At 61.3% G+C, this 17,295-nt stretch carries 20 protein-coding genes; 12 read left to right on the top strand and 8 right to left on the bottom strand.

Annotated features, from left to right (window positions below):
• Positions 1-7: 7 nt before the first annotated feature.
• Entirely contained in the window at positions 8-712 is a 705-nt protein-coding gene (locus ACSYDV_RS16565) for a hypothetical protein (protein ID WP_438324934.1), read from the bottom strand.
• A 136-nt stretch (positions 713-848) separates the two neighbouring features.
• On the opposite strand from ACSYDV_RS16565, the gene ACSYDV_RS16570 reads away from it, so the two are divergent.
• Positions 849-1,130: a hypothetical protein gene (locus tag ACSYDV_RS16570; protein WP_438324935.1), complete on the top strand. Its 282-nt coding sequence runs from the start codon at positions 849-851 to the stop codon at positions 1,128-1,130.
• A gap of 1,220 nt (positions 1,131-2,350) precedes the next feature.
• Here ACSYDV_RS16570 and ACSYDV_RS16575 read toward each other — a convergent pair.
• Genes ACSYDV_RS16575 through ACSYDV_RS16590 form a run of 4 tightly spaced genes read right to left on the bottom strand, consistent with a single transcriptional unit; the run spans position 2,351 to position 4,605 of the window.
• Positions 2,351-2,659, bottom strand: coding sequence for a putative quinol monooxygenase (locus ACSYDV_RS16575; protein ID WP_438324936.1), 309 nt, complete (start codon positions 2,657-2,659; stop codon positions 2,351-2,353).
• 17 nt (positions 2,660-2,676) lie between these two features.
• The gene (locus ACSYDV_RS16580) at positions 2,677-3,723 is read right to left on the bottom strand and encodes a beta family protein (protein ID WP_438324937.1); all 1,047 of its coding nucleotides are present in this window, start codon (positions 3,721-3,723) and stop codon (positions 2,677-2,679) included.
• Between the two features lie 5 nt (positions 3,724-3,728).
• Positions 3,729-4,238 (bottom strand): ImmA/IrrE family metallo-endopeptidase, encoded by a 510-nt coding sequence (locus ACSYDV_RS16585; RefSeq protein ID WP_438324938.1) that lies wholly within the window; start codon positions 4,236-4,238, stop codon positions 3,729-3,731.
• Positions 4,213-4,605: a hypothetical protein gene (locus ACSYDV_RS16590; protein ID WP_438324939.1), complete on the bottom strand. Its 393-nt coding sequence runs from the start codon at positions 4,603-4,605 to the stop codon at positions 4,213-4,215. The genes ACSYDV_RS16585 and ACSYDV_RS16590 overlap by 26 nt, the downstream gene beginning before the upstream one ends.
• A gap of 199 nt (positions 4,606-4,804) precedes the next feature.
• Between ACSYDV_RS16590 and ACSYDV_RS16595 the strand changes: the two genes are divergently transcribed.
• From ACSYDV_RS16595 to ACSYDV_RS16635, 9 genes are all read left to right on the top strand, one after another.
• A complete protein-coding gene (locus tag ACSYDV_RS16595; RefSeq protein WP_438324940.1) occupies positions 4,805-5,854 on the top strand; it encodes a substrate-binding domain-containing protein in 1,050 nt (349 codons plus the stop codon).
• Between the two features lie 222 nt (positions 5,855-6,076).
• Positions 6,077-7,453, top strand: a complete 1,377-nt coding sequence (pstC, locus tag ACSYDV_RS16600; protein WP_438325349.1) for a phosphate ABC transporter permease subunit PstC — start codon at positions 6,077-6,079, stop codon at positions 7,451-7,453.
• Positions 7,446-8,702 (top strand): phosphate ABC transporter permease PstA, encoded by a 1,257-nt coding sequence (gene pstA, locus ACSYDV_RS16605; protein ID WP_438324941.1) that lies wholly within the window; start codon positions 7,446-7,448, stop codon positions 8,700-8,702. Before pstC ends, pstA begins: the two co-directional genes overlap by 8 nt.
• Positions 8,703-8,704: 2 nt before the next feature.
• The gene (pstB, locus tag ACSYDV_RS16610) at positions 8,705-9,487 is read left to right on the top strand and encodes a phosphate ABC transporter ATP-binding protein PstB (RefSeq protein WP_438324942.1); all 783 of its coding nucleotides are present in this window, start codon (positions 8,705-8,707) and stop codon (positions 9,485-9,487) included.
• A 24-nt stretch (positions 9,488-9,511) separates the two neighbouring features.
• On the top strand, positions 9,512-10,234 hold the full coding sequence (phoU, locus tag ACSYDV_RS16615; protein WP_438324943.1) for a phosphate signaling complex protein PhoU: 723 nt from the start codon (positions 9,512-9,514) through the stop codon (positions 10,232-10,234).
• Positions 10,234-10,932, top strand: a complete 699-nt coding sequence (gene phoB / locus ACSYDV_RS16620) for a phosphate regulon transcriptional regulator PhoB (RefSeq protein WP_438324944.1) — start codon at positions 10,234-10,236, stop codon at positions 10,930-10,932. Before phoU ends, phoB begins: the two co-directional genes overlap by 1 nt.
• Before the next feature lie 96 nt (positions 10,933-11,028).
• On the top strand, positions 11,029-11,235 hold the full coding sequence (locus ACSYDV_RS16625) for a ParD-like family protein (RefSeq protein ID WP_438325351.1): 207 nt from the start codon (positions 11,029-11,031) through the stop codon (positions 11,233-11,235).
• A 1-nt stretch (position 11,236) separates the two neighbouring features.
• Positions 11,237-12,016 carry a type I methionyl aminopeptidase gene (map, locus tag ACSYDV_RS16630; RefSeq protein WP_438324945.1) on the top strand — a complete coding sequence of 260 codons (780 nt, stop codon included), beginning with the start codon at positions 11,237-11,239 and terminating at the stop codon, positions 12,014-12,016.
• A gap of 83 nt (positions 12,017-12,099) precedes the next feature.
• Positions 12,100-12,444 (top strand): GIY-YIG nuclease family protein, encoded by a 345-nt coding sequence (locus tag ACSYDV_RS16635; RefSeq protein WP_438324946.1) that lies wholly within the window; start codon positions 12,100-12,102, stop codon positions 12,442-12,444.
• 39 nt (positions 12,445-12,483) lie between these two features.
• On the opposite strand, the gene ACSYDV_RS16640 is transcribed toward ACSYDV_RS16635, so the two are convergent.
• Positions 12,484-13,842, bottom strand: coding sequence for an OprO/OprP family phosphate-selective porin (locus ACSYDV_RS16640; protein WP_438324947.1), 1,359 nt, complete (start codon positions 13,840-13,842; stop codon positions 12,484-12,486).
• Between the two features lie 191 nt (positions 13,843-14,033).
• Here ACSYDV_RS16640 and ACSYDV_RS16645 point away from each other — a divergent pair, with 191 nt between their 5' ends.
• Positions 14,034-14,936, top strand: a complete 903-nt coding sequence (locus ACSYDV_RS16645) for an SDR family NAD(P)-dependent oxidoreductase (protein WP_438324948.1) — start codon at positions 14,034-14,036, stop codon at positions 14,934-14,936.
• 208 nt (positions 14,937-15,144) lie between these two features.
• Positions 15,145-16,218, top strand: coding sequence for a hypothetical protein (locus ACSYDV_RS16650; protein WP_438324949.1), 1,074 nt, complete (start codon positions 15,145-15,147; stop codon positions 16,216-16,218).
• Here ACSYDV_RS16650 and ACSYDV_RS16655 read toward each other — a convergent pair.
• Positions 16,196-16,546: a DUF2794 domain-containing protein gene (locus tag ACSYDV_RS16655; RefSeq protein ID WP_438324950.1), complete on the bottom strand. Its 351-nt coding sequence runs from the start codon at positions 16,544-16,546 to the stop codon at positions 16,196-16,198. The genes ACSYDV_RS16650 and ACSYDV_RS16655 overlap by 23 nt on opposite strands.
• Positions 16,546-17,268, bottom strand: a complete 723-nt coding sequence (cysE, locus tag ACSYDV_RS16660) for a serine O-acetyltransferase (protein WP_438324951.1) — start codon at positions 17,266-17,268, stop codon at positions 16,546-16,548. The genes ACSYDV_RS16655 and cysE overlap by 1 nt, the downstream gene beginning before the upstream one ends.
• Positions 17,269-17,295: the final 27 nt, after the last annotated feature.

Consider the following 17,295-nt stretch of genomic DNA (forward strand, 5'->3'; position numbering starts at 1 on the left):
CCCACCATCATAATGTGGGCGTCGCGGGCGCCTCGGAAACTGCGGCCGGAACGATAGAAACCGGCAAGGCAGGCGCCGCGGATGCAGGCGCCACCGGAACCGCCTCTACCACGTTGCTGACATCGACGTCGGGCGACGCGTAACCAGCCGGAAGCGCGATCTGGAACATATCCCTTGTATGGACCGTCAGTTCGCGACCGGCCGGAATCCTGCCAGTCTTGCCGGTAATGAAGGGTGCAGCCACCAAGATCAGCGCCACGGCGGCCACGGTCGCGACCGTATTGCCTTCGCCTTCTTGTCGAAACTTTCCGATCAAAGGAACGCGTTGGCCGCCCATTTCGAGATATTTAATCTCGATGTCCATCTTCCCCGACTTACCGAAAGCGCCCTTGCCTGTTCGCCAGACCAGTTCACCGACGGCGCGCGTACCGTTCGGGATGACTACGAACCCCTTGTGCACAACATCATGCACGACAGTAAGATAGAATGTATCCCCTTCTTCATTCTTCCTGGTCGTCAGCTCCTCGTTCATGCGAACAAGAATTTCGGTATTTGCGGGGAGCGCAAGCATCGCCCGTTTTGCGGCACTCTCCTGCGGAACGGCGACAGGCCGCGCAGTCAGTACATCACTTTCCTGCGCGCTCAAGCCATTCGCCAAGAACATGCCGCAGACTATCATGCTCAACCGGCCCATATTTGATTTTTTTGTCATAAAATACTCCCCCGATTCGGGAGCTAGCTGGCAAATAGTTAAGAATCAACTGGGGCGAGTTAACATAGGCGGTTCTCAAACGGCGCAGTTTCCTATTCGCGGCAAGTGCTGTGGAAACTATTGCGATCGGGACTTGATGAGCGTCCAAGGCAACACCGGCGCCGCCGTCGGCGCGGCGATCGCGGTTGGCGTGTTTGGCGCCTTTGTCACCGGCAAATCGGCGATCATCCCGAACGGTCAGCATCTGACGGCGCGCACCGCCGACGCACTGCCCTATGCCGTTCCGGCGGGCGCACGCACCATCCCGACCGCCGAGCTGGCCCCCGCCGCCCCCACCGCCACGATCGCGCCGGCAGCGGCCGAAACCGCGGCACCGGCGGCGGAACCCGTCGTCACCGCGACGCCGACCAAGGGCTGAGCCCTATCGGCAAAGGGCGCCCCGGGCTTGGGTCCGGGGCCGTCCCGTCGCGCCGCGGCCCTATCGAGGTCGCGCCGGGATCGGGGACCATAGCGCCCGATGCGTCACCCCGAATCGATCGGGGATTTCGCCATGCGACGGTGAAAAGCGGCGCCCCGGACGCATCCGGAAAGCCGTCGGATCGCGCGTAATAAAATTCCAAAGTATAGTAAGTACAGTGTACGTACCCCCCTTATCCTCCCCTCCCGGCACGGGCGATGCTGAGGGCGCGCACCGTCCCGGCCGGACCCGCACACTGGGCCGCGACCGCATGTCTCCACCGATTGAAAGAGCCGGAATGAAGGCTGGCACAGCGGAATAATGTAGGACAGCGTTTTTTCGCGCGCCCGTTTCCTCGCCTGCCCGTCACCCCGGACTGGATCGGTGCTTGTGCGGTTGAGGCAGGGTGGGTTGCTGTTTCCCGGCGAAAGCCGGGGGCCATGCCGGGTTGCGCCATGCCATCCGGGCCCCGGCTTTCGCCGGGGAGCGGTGGCTTGCTCTCATGGCATAGGCACCGATTTGGTCCGGGGGCCGTTCCGCCACGGTGCAAGCTGGACCCCGGATCAAGTCCGGGGTGACGAAAAAGGGGATGAAAGCCGGGGGCCGCCGGGTTGCGCCATGCCATCCGGGCTCCGGTTTTCGCCGGGGAACGGTGGCTTGCTCCCATGGCACAGTCACCGATTTGGTTCGGGGTCCATTCCGCCACGGTGCAAGCTGGACCCCGGATCCAGTCCGGGGTGACGAAGAAGGGGGTGGAAGCCGGGGGCCATGCCGGGTTGCGCCACGCCGTTTGGGCTCCGGCTTTCGCCGGGGAGCGGTGGCTTGCTCCCATGGCATAGGCACCGATTTGGTCCGGGGGCCATTCCGCCACGGCGCAAGCTGGACCCCGGATCCAGTCCGGGGTGACGAAGAAGGGGATGAAAGCCGGGAGCGATGGCGGGTTGCGCCATGCCGTCTGGACCCCGGCTTTCGCCGGGGAGCGGTGGTTTGCCCCCATGGCATCGGCTCCGATTTGGTCCGGGGGCCGTTCCGCCACGGTGCAAGCTGGACCCCGGATCCAGTCCGGGGTGACGAAGACGGGGATGTGTGGCGATAAGCCCCTCGCGTCTGCGGGAGGGGTTTGGGGAGGGCCTGTCACGCCCCCCTCGCCCGCTCCTTTACGGAAGGGCGGAAGAAGAAGGTCAGCCCATCAGCGTCGCGGTGATATCCTCGGCGGCATGGATGCGGATCACGGGCGGCTCGGGCGACAGCGCGCGCATGTCGGCGACGAAGGCGCGCGACGCGGGCAGCGCAAAATGGGCGCGGACCGCGTCGACGCTCTCCCACTCCTCGACGAAGACGAGGCGCCGGTCGTTTTCGACATCGACATGGCAATGATGCGCCAGACACCCCGGCTCTGCCCGTGAGCGCGCGCTATGTTCGGCACCGAGCGCGATCATGCGCTCGCGATGCTCGGGGGTGAGGATGACGTGGCCGGTGATGAGGATCATAATGAACCTTATCAGAGCTAGTCTGTGTATGGAATTTCGTTTGTGGGAAGGACGCTTTCAGATCCAGATTGGATCGTCATATGAATGTTAATCCTTACTTTTATCGATTCCCATCTACTTTTCACTCCGAGGCCAGTGTCATCGGTAATCGCTATCATCTCTTTTCCCCAACAATCGATCGTATCGGGAAAACAAGAATGATGTTGAGCGTTCCAAGCCATTTCAGCAAAGCCAAGATCGTTTTTAGGGTCCGCTCGAAAAATCTCCCATGATCCCAGCTTGGGAAGGTCGACTCTCGAAGGAATATAGTTCCCACCTCCGTAGCTGGAGTGTCTTGTACTCCCCCAATCACCATACGTGAGATCAAGCTGATTGAACTGCTGCCTGACAACATCGAAAAGCCGCCGCTCATTTGCAATTTCTTCTTTGTTTCCAATGATATGAGAGAAATTATCTGGAAAAGAGCTGCACGCGATCACCAACTCCGAATGCGACAAGCTCGGGCTCAACGCAGCAACCAATGGCAAGCACCAGCTTTCGAGAGTAACATAGCTACGCGCCCATTCGCCATCCAACACAAAAACACAATCGGTCGGATGCGGGTGAGCTTCCAAAAACAACGTGATTAAATTGGGGTCGCCCTCACGGCGCTGATGAACCACAAGCCCCCGACCAAGGGCTTCGGCATTTGCTATTTGATCAGCGATATTACTCGCATCGACTGTTGGCAAGATGACCGGCGTAGCGCCGTCGATGCCCCCCAAAAACTCGTAGTACGCCGAAAAACCGCCCTCTGGATCAAAGAGATCATTAAATTCAGATTGAGCCGGTCTTGGATTTACGTGATTATGGCGAGAATGGTCTAACCCCAAGATGAACGGACCGCCTGATGTTGCATCGATGATTTGTTGGATTGAATCCCAAAGATGGTTTGCTCGCGGCCAAGGTCTTAGGCGGAAGAAGGGGAGCGTAACCTGTTTAACGCTGTCGTACAAATTTCGATAGGCAGCGATTTCCACGATGCCTGTTTTCAAAATTGGAACGTAAGTTTTCCCCGCAAGCAATACGGCTACCCTGCTCTAATTGTCATCGCCTGCCGAGAAACCTGAAACATTTGAGCTAGCGAAGCAATACGATCGTCATCTTGCATATTCGATAGCCGAGACATTTCAGCAAAAACAGAGCTATTTGGCATTATGATATCAGCACCAAGCCTATTAGCTTCCGCCTCTAAACGCGAAGAAAGATTTGATCGATAGAGGACCGAATCCACAACCCCTGCATTGATCTTATCTCGGTGAAGCAAGAAATGCGATATTTCATGAGCAATCGTAAAACGTTGACGCTCCTTAGATTCAAATCGATTTATCTTTATTACGAATCCACCTTCGCCATCGGGCTGTATCATCCCGGAGATATTGAGAGGAAGCGTAGCCAATACGACGCGCAGCCCAAGCTCTTCAGCCAAAGCGCCCACTTTGACCGGGATGTTCTGCATATGCTTTTTGAGGATATCGACATATCCTTGCCCTATGCGAGAGCTAAAACTAATGTCAGTCAGCGTATTTACCTTCCTCATCCGGTGAGGTCGCCCCATCTCTGTTAACTTTTTGCACGCCCTCGTAGGCAACACCGAGGATAAGTTGCTCAAACTCCTTTCGAAGCTCTCCGTCCTTTTCCAATTGCTTGGTAAAAAAATCCAGCGAGTGCGACCTAAGTTTGCTTTCTAAGGTTGACCAGCCAATCACCCCCACCGCCGCCACAAATATCCCTAGAACGGTTATCATCAGGCCAAGTGCAGTGAGAGTAATCGAAAGGAAGTCGGCATAACTCATGTCCGCAGAGCGATCATTCGACACATTTATGACGTGCACGAACAAGCTCGATAGGCTGCCGAATATAGCGGCGACAATCGCAACCGCTCCCCATTTCAACCAACGCGCCATGCTAATCGTTCAATCGCCCACGAATATTATCTGAACGGGTTACCATGGTTCTGCTTTGTAGGAAAGTCAGATCAACCATGACACTTCCATGACACCGTCTGTCACAAACACGTCACACAAAACCCCCAAATGGCCCTCAGCGAGTCGCCGCGGGGGTGGTGGCTTGGATCGGTAACGACCCCCACCACAGGATTTTCCTATGTTCCAGAAATTCGCTCTTATCGCTGGTGCCGCGACGTGCGCGCTGGCGCTTTCCGCGTGCCAGGATCAGGCGTCTTCGGGCGGCGCCGCGCGTGATTATATCAGCGCTGTCGGCTCCTCGACCGTCTATCCCTTTGCGACCTCGGTCGGCGAGAAGTTCGCCGAAGCGACCGGCAACAAGACGCCCAAGATCGACAGCACGGGCACCGGCGGCGGCTTTGAACGCTTCTGCGCCGGCGTCGGCGGCGACACGCCCGACATTGCGAACGCATCGCGCCGCATCAAGAAGAAGGAATTCGATACCTGCGTCAAAAATGGCGTGAAGGACATTGTCGAAATCCAGATCGGCATCGACGGCATTGCGCTGGGCGAAGCGACGCGCGGACCCGGCTTCAAGCTGAGCGAAGAAGATGTTTACAAGGCGCTGGCCGCGAACCCCTATGGCAAGCCCAACACCGCGAAGACGTGGAAGGACGTGAACCCCGCGCTTCCCGCCGTCGCGATCTCGGTCTTTGGTCCGCCGTCGACCAGCGGTACTTATGATGCGTTCAAGGAATTGATCCTCGGCAAGGGCTGCGACGCCAATCCCGAGATGAAGGCGCTGAAGGACAGCGACAAGGACAAGCATGAGGCGACCTGCACCACGCTGCGCGGCGCGCCTTATTATGTCGAGCAGGGCGAGAATGATAACCTCATCATCTCGAAGCTCGACAAGAACCCGACCAGCCTTGGCATCTTCGGCTTTTCGTACCTCGATGCGAACAAGGACAAGATCAAGGCGGTTCCGGTGCAGGGTGTGTCGCCGACCTATGCGGCGATCGCCGACGGCAGCTATCCCGGTTCGCGCCCGCTGTTCATCTATATCAAGAAAGCCCATGTCGGCGTGATCCCCGGTCTGGCCGAATTCGTCGCCGAATTCCTGAAGGGTGCCGGCGAAGGCGGATATCTGAACGCCAAGGGCCTGATCGTGTCGCCGAAGGACGTCGCCGCGACCGCAGCGGCGAACGGCAAGGGCATGACCGCGCTCGACGGTTCGGTGCTGAAATAATCTCTCCCGCTGGCGGCCGGGCGGGTTCGCCCTGCCCGGCTGCCGATTTTTTGGACTTTCAAATCCGTTCGCGTCACCTCCCATCTCCGTTCGCATCGAGCGAAGTCGAGATGCCCAGATGGACCGAACTGCCGATGGGTGTCTCGACTTCGCTCGACACGAGCGGGAACGGGGTGCCTGATGTGAACGGATCAGGATTTGGGCTCGCCCCGAGAGGATGATGTGACCTTCAACGCCGCCGCCTTGTTGCTTTTGATCGCCGGCCTCGCGCTGATCGGCTGGCTGGCGGGACGCGCGCGTTCGGCTTTGCTTGCGGGCCGCGCGGGGACCAAGCTCCATTCGCGCCCGCAATATCATGGCTGGTATGTCGCGCTGTGGCTGTTCGCGCCCGCCGTGCTGTTCCTGGCCGTCTGGTCGAGCGTGTCGCCTGCCCTCGTCACCAATCAGGTGCTGTCGAGCGAAGCGGCACAGAGCCTGCCCGCCTTTGGTTTCGAACGCGGGGCCATCCTGTCCGACGCGCGCAATGTCGCCGAGGGCAAGCAGGCCGCCGTGCGGCTGCCCGCCGCGACACCGCTGGTGAAGCCCTATGCCGACGCCAGCCACAAATATGCCTGGATCGGCATTGCTGCGATGCTGGCGCTGGCGCTGGCCGGCGGGCTCTATGCCTTCACGCGCATTCGCCCCGATTTCCGCGCCCGGACGCAGGTCGAAAAGATCGTGATGCTGTTCCTGGTGCTGGCGTCGCTGGTCGCGATCCTCACGACATTCGGCATCGTCTTGTCGCTGCTCTTTGAATCGATCCGCTTCTTCCAACTCGTCTCGCCCGCCGAGCTGTTGTTCGGGACCCATTGGGCCCCGACGAGCGGCGCGCCGCAGGATGATACGTTCGGCGGCATTCCGCTGTTCTGGGGCACGGTGCTGATCGGCGCGATCATCGCGATGATCGTCGCGATCCCCATCGGCATGATGACCGCAGTCTACCTTACCCAATATGCCGCCCCCGCGGTGCGCAAATGGGTGAAGCCGATCCTCGAAATCCTCGCCGGCGTGCCGACGGTGGTTTACGGCTATTTCGCCGCGCTGACCGTCGCCCCGGCGCTTCGCAATTTCGCGGTGATGCTGGGCATTCCGAACGCCTCGACCGAAAGCGCGCTGGCCGCGGGTATCGTGATGGGCGTGATGATCATCCCCTTTGTCTCCTCGATGGCCGACGACAGCATCAACGCGGTGCCGCAGTCGATGCGCGACGGATCGCTGGCATTGGGCGCGACGCCGAACGAGACGATCCGTCAGGTGCTGATCCCCGCCGCGCTTCCGGGCGTGATGGGCGGCATCTTGCTCGCCGTCAGCCGCGCGATCGGTGAGACGATGATCGTTGTGATGGCGGCGGGTCTGTCGGCGAACATGACCGCCAACCCCTTTGCCAGCGTCACCACGGTGACCGCGCAGATCGTGAAACTGCTCACCGGCGATCAGGAGTTCGACAGCGCGAAAACGCTGGCGGCCTTTGCGCTGGGCCTCGTCCTCTTCATCGTTACGCTGCTGCTCAACATCGTGGCGCTGCGCATCGTCAAAAAATATCGGGAAGCATATGAATAGGACCACCGCCCCGACCGACTGGAAGGGCAACGTGATGCAGACCCGCATCGCGAAGCGCTACGCCGCCGAACGCCGCTTCAAGCTGTTCGGGCTGGGCGCGGTGCTGCTCTCCGGCGCCTTCCTTGCCTTTCTGCTGTTCGTGATGGTCGGCAATGGCGCGCGCGGTTTCACCTACACCCATGTCGCGGTGCCGGTCGATTTCAAGGCGATGCCGCTGACGATCGACACATCGCGGCTCGGCGATGCCGACGCGAACCAGATGATCGCGAACGCCGGGCTGTCCGACATCGTCGCCTTTGCGGCCGACGAGGCGCTGGGCGACGGCGGGTCGGCGCTGATCAGCGAAAATGCGTGGAAGGAAGTGCGCAGCGCGATCATCGACGATCCCGAATTGCTGAATGGCAAGACGGTGTTCGACCTGCCCGCTTCGTCCGAGGTCGATATCGCGGCCAAGGATGGCGCCAAGGGCGCGCTGGGCGCGAAGGTCGATGCGCTGGAAAAGAGCGGCAAGCTGTCGACGGGCATCCACTGGCCCTTCTTCAAGAACGCCGACGCCACCGATCCTGCGGTTGCGGGCATCTGGGGTGCGCTCAAGGGGTCGGTGCTGACGATCTTCATCGCCTTCATCATTGCCTTTCCGACCGGGGTGCTCGCGGCGCTGTATCTTGAGGAATATGCGGCGAAGAATCGCTGGACCGACCTCATTGAAGTGTCGATCAACAATCTGGCCGCGGTGCCGTCGATCATCTTTGGCCTGCTCGCGCTCGCGGTGTTCATCAACTGGTTCGGCATATGCCAGGCGAGCCCGCTCGTCGGCGGCTTGACGCTGGCGCTGATGACGATGCCGGTGATCGTGATCGCCAGCCGCAACGCGATCAAGTCGGTGCCGCCGTCGATCCGCGATGCCGCGCTGGGCGTCGGCGCGAGCCCGGTGCAGGTGGTGTTCCACCATGTCCTGCCGCTCGCCCTGCCCGGCATCCTGACCGGTACGATCATCGGCATGGCGCGCGCGCTGGGCGAGACCGCACCGTTGCTGCTCGTCGGGATGCGTGCCTTTATCGGTGACGTTCCGGGCGGCGTCTGCTCGCCCTCGACCGTGCTGCCGATGCAGATCTTCCTCTGGTCGGACGAAGTCGACCGGGGCTTTGTCGAGAAAACCTCCGCCGCGATCATCGTGCTGCTTATCGTGCTGCTGTCGATGAACGCCTTTGCGATCTATCTTCGCAACAAATTCGAACAACGCTGGTGAATATGACCCAAGATGATTTGACCATCGCCGACCCCAAGATGAAGGCGCACGGCGTCGACGTTTTCTATGGCGAGAAACAGGCGATCAAAAATGTGTCGATCGATGTCGGCACCGATCTGGTCACCGCCTTCATCGGCCCGTCGGGCTGCGGCAAGTCGACCTTTCTGCGCTCGCTGAACCGGATGAACGACACGGTCGCCAGTGCGCGCGTCACCGGGCAGATCGAGCTCGACGGCGAGGATATCTATGCGCCGTCGATGGACGTCGTGCAGCTGCGCGCCCGCGTGGGCATGGTGTTCCAGAAACCGAACCCCTTCCCCAAGTCGATCTATGACAATGTCGGTTATGGCCCGCGCATCCACGGGCTCGCCCCGAGCAAGGCCGATCTCGACGTCGTCGTCGAACGCGCGCTGGTGCGCGCCGGCCTGTGGGACGAGGTCAAGGACCGGCTGGGCGAAAGCGGCACCGCGCTGTCGGGCGGCCAGCAGCAGCGGCTGTGCATCGCGCGCGCCATCGCGGTCGACCCCGAAGTCATTTTGATGGACGAGCCCTGTTCGGCGCTCGACCCGATCGCGACCGCGAAGATCGAGGAGCTGATCCACGAGCTGCGCGGCAAATATGCGATCGTGATCGTCACGCACAACATGCAGCAGGCGGCCCGCGTGTCGCAGCGCACCGCCTTTTTCCACCTCGGGACGTTGGTCGAATATGGGAAGACGACCGACATCTTCACCAACCCGAAGCAGGAACGCACCAAGGACTATATCACTGGCCGCTACGGTTAAGCCGCAGCCAAAAGGACAAGAGTGATGGCACTAACGAACGATCATACCGTCAAAGCCTTCGACGAAGATCTGAACCGCCTGCGCGGCCTGATCAGCGAAATGGGCGGCCGCGCCGAACAGGCGCTGATCCAGGCGATGGCAGCGCTTCACAAGGGCGACCTTGAGCTGGCGGCGCAAGTCGTGCGCGACGACAAGAAGATCGATGCGCTGGAGGCAGAGGTCGAACAACTCGCGGTCCAGACGATCGCGCTCCGCGCCCCGATGGCCGACGACCTTCGCGAAATGATCGCGGCGCTGAAAATCGTCTCGGTCGTCGAGCGTATCGGCGATTATGCGAAGAATATCGCCAAGCGCGTCGCGATGATGGACCAGACCCGCTCGATCGAGGCGATCCCGGTCCTGATGTCGATGTCGTCGATCGTTGCCGAGCTGATCCACGACGCGCTCGACAGTTTTGCGGCGCGCGACGCCGAACTCGCGGTGCGCGTCACCGTCCGCGACAAGAATGTCGACGATTTCTATAACAGCATCTTCCGCACCCTCGTCACCTTCATGATGGAAAATCCGAAATATATTTCGGAAAGCGCGCATCTGCTGTTCGTCGCCAAGAACCTCGAACGCATGGGCGATCACGCGACCAACATTGCCGAGATGGTCTATTATGTCGTGACCGGCGAGCGGATGGAAGAACGTGAGCGCGGCGAGACGCCTGAGGACAGTGCGTCAGCGGGACAGGAGCAAGGCTGATGCCGCAGCCCGATCTGTTGCTGATCGAGGATGACGAGGCGATCGCCGAGCTCATCGTCTGGCATTTCGCACGCGAAGGTTTCTCGGTCCGTCAGACCCCCGACGGCGAACAGGCGCTCGTCCTTGTCGAGGAACGCGTCCCCGATATCGTCCTGCTCGACTGGATGATCGAGAGCCTGCCCGGCATCGAAGTGTGCCGGCGCCTGCGCCGCAACCCGAAGTCGGCGAATGTTCCGATCATCATGCTCACCGCGCGCGGCGAGGAAGAGGATCGTATTCGCGGGTTAGAAACCGGCGCCGACGATTATGTCACCAAGCCGTTCAGCCCGCGCGAACTGGTCGCACGCGTCCAGGCCGTGCTCCGCCGCCTGCGCCCCGCGCTGGCGGGCGAGATGCTGAGCTATGCCGATATCGAGCTGGATTCGGTTGCCCACAAGGTGGTGCGGAATGGCCAGATCGTCGCGATGGGACCGACGGAATTCCGCCTGCTCCGCCACTTCATGGAGCATCCGGGCCGCGTCTTTTCGCGCGGCCAGCTGCTCGACAGCGTATGGGGACAGGACAGCGACATCGAACTCCGCACCGTCGACGTCCATATCCGCCGCCTGCGCAAGGCGATCAACCTGCCGGGTACGGCCGACATCATCCGTACCGTGCGATCGGCGGGCTATGCGCTGGATTCGGGAAAGAGCATCTGACGACCGAAGCTTGATAAGGGCGCAGGCGCCTCGATTGACGAATGGATATACGTTTCATATATGGAACGTATATCCATTCACTTCGAGGACATGCCGGTGGGCCTGATAAAAATTGACGACGATCTGCACGAGGAGGCCCGCCGGGCCAGCACGGTCATGTGCCGGTCGATCAACGCGCAGGCCGAATATTGGATGAAGGTCGGCCAGCTTGCCGAAGCCAATCCGACGCTGTCATTCAACGATATCGTGAAGATGCAGCTTGGCGCCGCGCGGGTGAACCCCGTCGATCTGGCGGCCGCCTGAGATGGTAAAAACCCCGGACGAACTGGCGCTGATGCGCATATCGGGCAAGCTGCTGGCGTCGGTGTTCGAGATGCTCGACGGACAGCAACTGGCCGGCATGTCGACGCTGGCGATCAACGATCTGGTCGATCATTTCATCACGGCGAACCTTACCGCCCGTCCGGCGAGCAAGGGGCAATATGGCTTTAAATATGTCCTGAACTGTTCGATCAATCATGTCGTTTGCCACGGCGTCCCCGATGCCGACGAGATCGTCCGCGACGGCGACATCATCAACCTGGACATCACGCTCGAGAAAAACGGCTTCATCGCCGATTCCAGCAAGACTTATCTGGTCGGCGATGTCGCGCCCGCCGCGCGCCGGCTTGTACAAATCGCTCAGGAAGCGATGTGGAAAGGCATAGGACAGGTGCGCCCCGGCGCCCATCTGGGCGACATCGGCTTCGCGATCGAACGCCATGCCAAGAAGCACGGCTATTCGGTGGTGCGCGAATATTGCGGCCACGGCATCGGCCGCGAGATGCACGAGGAGCCTTCGGTGCTCAATTTCGGGCGGCCGGGAACGGGATTGAAGCTGCGCGAAGGCATGGTCTTCACCATCGAACCGATGATCAATCAGGGCACCCGCAAGGTATCGACCGCGCGTGACGGATGGACGGTGATGACAAACGACAGGAAGTTATCGGCGCAGTTCGAACATACGGTCGCGGTCACGGGAAATGGGGTCGAGGTTCTGACTCTTCGCCGCGATGAGGCGCCGGTGCTGGCGGGTGCGGCGTAGCATCCGTTTTCGAACGGAAGCGAACGCTTCTCTTTCGTCACCCCGGGCTTGACCCGGGGCCTGCCTTATCTTTTGATGGGGCGATGGAACGTCATCCGTGCGTCTACATTCTTGCGCGTTCGTCGCACGGCACTCTTTACACCGGGGTGACGTCAAACCTCATGCAACGCATCCACCAGCATCGCGAAGGGTCATTAGGAGGTTACGCTCGCGATTATGGCATCAAACGCCTTGTCTGGTTTGAGCGCCATGAAATGATGGATGCAGCCATTCTACGCGAAAAGCGCATCAAACGATGGCTGCGGCCATGGAAATATGAACTGATCAATACAATGAATCCGACCTGGCGCGATCTGGCCGAAGACTTCGGATTTGATCCGCTGCCACTGGCAAGAAGGAAGGCGGGTCCCGGGTCAAGCCCGGGATGACGAAGGTGGAGAGCGGCAGGTCAGGAACGGCTGCCCCGATCAGAAATCGATCTGCGTGCGGAGCCCGAACGTATCGGCCGAATAATCCCGATCCCCCGTCGCGCTGGCAATCGCGGCGTCGTTGATCTTCACCCGGCCATAGTTGGCGGTCACGCGAATATAGTCGATCGGCGCCCAGACCAGCCCCAGCAGCATCGTGCGCTGACGCCCGCCGATGATGCCGCCATCGTTGAGGTCGAGATGGTCGTAGCGCGCATTGACCTCGAATGCGCCGATCCCGCCTTCGGTGATGGGGTTCGACGGCTTCAGCCGGTCGAACGCGCCGTCCTTATAGCCGCGGCTCTCCCCGGTCAGTACCATCCCGACCTCGGCATAGCCGCCGAAGAAGGTCGGGTCGGCAAGGCCGGGACGTTTCGCAGTCTGCCAAAATCCTTCGCCCGCAGCGTGGAACGGGCCCGAAATCACCGCCGCCTCGACACCCATGCCGCGTTCGCCGCTGGCATCGAGCACCCGCGTGTCAACGAGCCGGACGTCGGTGGTGTGGGCGAAGGGCCGTGCGCGATAGCGGATTGTCGCAGCAGGATCGTTGAAGTCACGCCAATGGAGCGATCCGCCCAGATGAAGCTGCGCATCGCCAAGCTTCGGCATCCACACCGCCCGCGCGTCAGCGCCGATGCTGTTGTTGCTGTCGTCGAGGAGATCATTCGCATTGTCGCCGAACACCCCCGCCTGCACGAGGACATTGCCGCCCTTATATTGTGCCGACAGACCGACCTTGCGTTCGAACCCGAATGCCTGGGTAAAGGCCGCACGCTCCATGAAGCTGGTGAACAGATCGCTCGTCATCTCGTCGAGGGACCAGAAGGGCTTGATCTGACCGACGGTGACCGACAGCGGTCCGGTGCCATAGGTGAAATAGACGTCGGTGAGTTCGACCGCGCTGTTCGCGATATCGGCCTCGACACGATAGGCGATGCCGCCGGGAATTTTTCCGTCGACGCCCAGATAGACGCGGCGAAATTCGGTCTTCATGCCGCCGCGTGCGCCGGTCACGCCCGGCGGGGTATCGACACCGGCGACATCGACCTGCACCCGTCCGCGCGGCTTGAAGCTCCAGCCGTCGGCGGTCTTGATTTCGGGCGCGCCCTTCCAGCTGATTTCGGTCGCGGGTTTTGCGGTGACCGGCGGCGCGACCGGCGCCGTCGGAGCGGGAGTAGCCACGGGCGGCGGCGCTGCCGCATCGAGCCGGGTTTCGAGCGTCTCCACCTTCGCTTTCAGCGCCGCAAGCTCGGCGCGCAGCGCGGCCGCTTCTTCCGCCGTCATCGCTTGCGCATGCGCGGCATTCGGCAGGCTGAGCATCGTGGTGCCGAGCAGGGCGGCGATCAAAATGGGACGCATGGGTTGCTCCGTTGCGAAAGGTGACAATCTGGAGGCGCTGTTATGACCGAAGAATGACAGATGCACGTCAATTGCATGACATTTTTGTTTCACCGCCGCTTTTCACTCGATGCTTGCCAGCCGCCCCCGAACGGCTAAGGACAACCCGGTTTTTTTACGCAACTTTTCTGACGGCTTTTCAGGAGATCATCATGACGATCAAATTTGACGGACGCGTTGCCATTGTCACCGGCGCCGGCGGCGGCCTTGGCCGCGCCTATGCGCTCGAACTCGCGCGGCGCGGTGCCAAGGTCGTCGTCAACGACCTCGGTGGATCGCGCGACGGCACCGGCCATTCGGATGCCGCGCTTCAGGTGGTCGAAGAGATCAAGGCCTTCGGCGGCACCGCCATGTCGAACGGCGGCAGCGTCACCGAATATGACCAGATGGTCGAAATGGTCGCCAAGGCGAAGGAAGAATGGGGCGGCGTCCACGTCCTGATCAACAATGCCGGCATCCTGCGCGACAAGAGCTTCGCCAAGATGACGCCTGACGATTTCGACCTGGTGTTGAAGGTGCATGTCAGCGGCAGTGCGAACGTTACCAAGGCGTGCTGGGACCTGATGCGCGAACAGGCCTATGGCCGCATCCTGATGACCGCGTCGTCGACCGGCCTCTATGGCAATTTCGGCCAGGCCAATTATGGCGCGGCGAAGCTGGGTCTGGCGGGCCTGACCAAGACGCTCCACCTGGAAGGCGCGAAATATAATGTCCGCTGCAACACCATTGCGCCGGTCGCGGGCACGCGGATGACCGAAGATATTTTCCCCGCCGAACTGTTCGAGAAGTTCACCCCCGAAAATGTCGTTCCCGCCGCACTCTATCTGGTCAGCGAAGATGCGCCGACCAACATGATCATCGGTGCGGGCGCCGGCGCCTATCACGCCGCCTATGTCACCATGACCCCAGGCGTTGCCCTGCCCGAGGGTGAGCGCACCCCCGAAGGCGTCGCTGCGGCGTGGGACAAGATCATCGACCGCGCCGGCGAAACCGTGCCGCAGTCGGGCAGCGAACAGTCGATGGCCGTGATGAAGGCGTTGCAGGCGCTGGGCTGAAACATATCGCCCTACTCTGTCGTCACCCCGGACTTGATCCGGGGCCTGCCTTCCTGAAGAAAAAGGCGGGTGCCGGGTCAAGCCCGGCATGACGGGCAGAGCCCGCAATGATGCGGCGCTTCCATGGCCGCATCACTGTATTGACACAGCAACACGCCCATGCGATAAACTTCACGGGGCAAGGGGATCGGACAGAAGGACGACCCCGATGTATAGTGAAAGCGACCTGCAAGCTGCGGTCGATGCAAAAATACTGACGCCGGAGGCCGCGCTGGCTTTCCGGTCGCATATCGCATCGGTACGCGCCACCCCCGGGGCGGATGAGGAATCATTCCGCCTTATCACCGGGTTCAACGATATTTTCGTCAGTATCGCTGCCGTGATCCTGCTCATGGCGGTGGCGTGGATCGGCGCGTCGATCCATCCCGCGCTCGGCGGCGCGTTCGTGGCCGCATCGGCGTGGGTTCTCGCCGAATATTTCACCCGGCAACGGCGCATGGCGCTTCCCAGCATCGTCCTTGTCCTCGCCTTTTCGGGCGGCATCTTTGCGACAATGGCAGGCTTTCTCGTCCAGCATGGCGAAGATATTTTCGGTAGCAGGCTGGACGAAACCACCGGCGCGATCCTGATCGGGTCGATGGCGCTGGTCACCGCCGCTGCGACATGGGCGCACTGGAAGCGCTTCATGGTGCCGATTACGGTAGCGGCGGGCACCGCGGCGCTCGCCGCGACTGCGGTGGCGCTGGTTCTGGCTCTTGCCGGGATGGCCAGCCCCGACGGCACGCTGCCGATGGCGCTGGTGCTGATCGCCGGGCTGGGCGTCTTTACCCTCGCCATGTGGTGGGACCGCAGTGATCGGGTGCGCCAGACGCGGCGCAGCGATGTCGCCTTCTGGCTCCACCTGCTCGCTGCGCCGATGATCGCGCACCCCGTCTTTCATCTGCTCGGCGTCACGCAGGGCGACAATATCACCAGCGTTGCCGCGGTGATGGTCGTCGGCATCTATATCTTGTTCGGGCTCATCGCACTCGCGATCGACCGCCGCGCGCTGCTCGTCTCGGCGCTCGCCTATGTCCTGTTCGCGATGACGCAATTGTTCCGCGAGTTCGGTGCGGTCGAGCTTAATGTCGCGCTGACGGCGTTCGTTATCGGATCGGCACTGCTGCTGCTTTCGGCCTTCTGGCAGAATGCCCGGGCGGCGGTGGTCGGCTTCCTGCCGGACAATCTGGCGAACCAGCTACCCGCGACGGCACGGCCGGTCAGCCCGATACCAGCTTCATAAGCTTGCGTTCGACGGGGGCGAGCACATTCGACAGCTCGTCCCCGCGCTTCAAGATCGCCCCGGCTTCGGAGACCAGCGCCCACATGCCCTGGCGGCTCCGCAAGGCGGGGCGTTTTTCAATGCGATATTCGGGCCGCTCGGACGCGCGGCGAAAAGCCGAGAAAATCGCGGCGTCGCGGTGGAAATCCATCGCATAATCGCGCCAGTGACCCGCCGCGACCATCCGGCCATACAGGTCGAGAATGCGCATCAACTCGGGGCGCTCGAAGCCGGTTTGCTGCGGGACCGCCTTGCTATTCGCAAACGGCAGAGGCGTCACCGTTCCCATCAGGCGCTTTTCCGGCTCCCTTTGCGGCGCGGGGCTTCTTCTTCCTCATCGGGAGCCATGCCGCGCTCGGCGAGCAGCGCCTGTAACTGCTTCTGCAGCAGTTCGAGCTGGCACTGGAGGATCTCGACCTTCTGGGTCGCGGGGTCGAAATTCTCGCTGCACGGGGTGCCATAGGGCACGAACTCGCGCGAATATTCGGTGGCGTCGAGCAGCGTCGAGCGCGCCGGGATGCCGACCATCACTGCGCCCTCGGGCACATCCTTGGTCACAACAGCATTGGCACCGACGCGCGCGCGCTGATTGATCATAACCGGGCCCAATATCTGCGCGCCGGAGCCGACGATCACATCGTCGGCCAGCGTCGGGTGGCGCTTGCCGCCAATACCGTTCGCGGGGTCGGTGCCGCCCAGCGTCACCCCCTGATAGATGGAAACATTGTCGCCGATCTCTGCCGTCTCGCCGATGACGACGCCAAAACCATGGTCTATGAACAAATGGCGGCCAATCGTCGCGCCCGGATGAATGTCGATCGCGGTCAGAAAGCGCGACAGATGATTGACGAAGCGGGCGAGGAAGAACAACCGCGCCTCGAACAGCCAATGCGCGATGCGATGCATGCCGACCGCGAGCAGGCCGGGGTAGAGAAGGATTTCCCAACGCGACCGCGGCGCCGGATCGCGCGCCTTGATCGAATCGAGATAGGCGATCAGCCCGTTGAACATATACTGTCCCCTGCGACCCATTTGTTC

It is taken from the genome of Sphingopyxis selenitireducens (assembly GCF_051550705.1).
Lineage (GTDB): Bacteria > Pseudomonadota > Alphaproteobacteria > Sphingomonadales > Sphingomonadaceae > Sphingopyxis.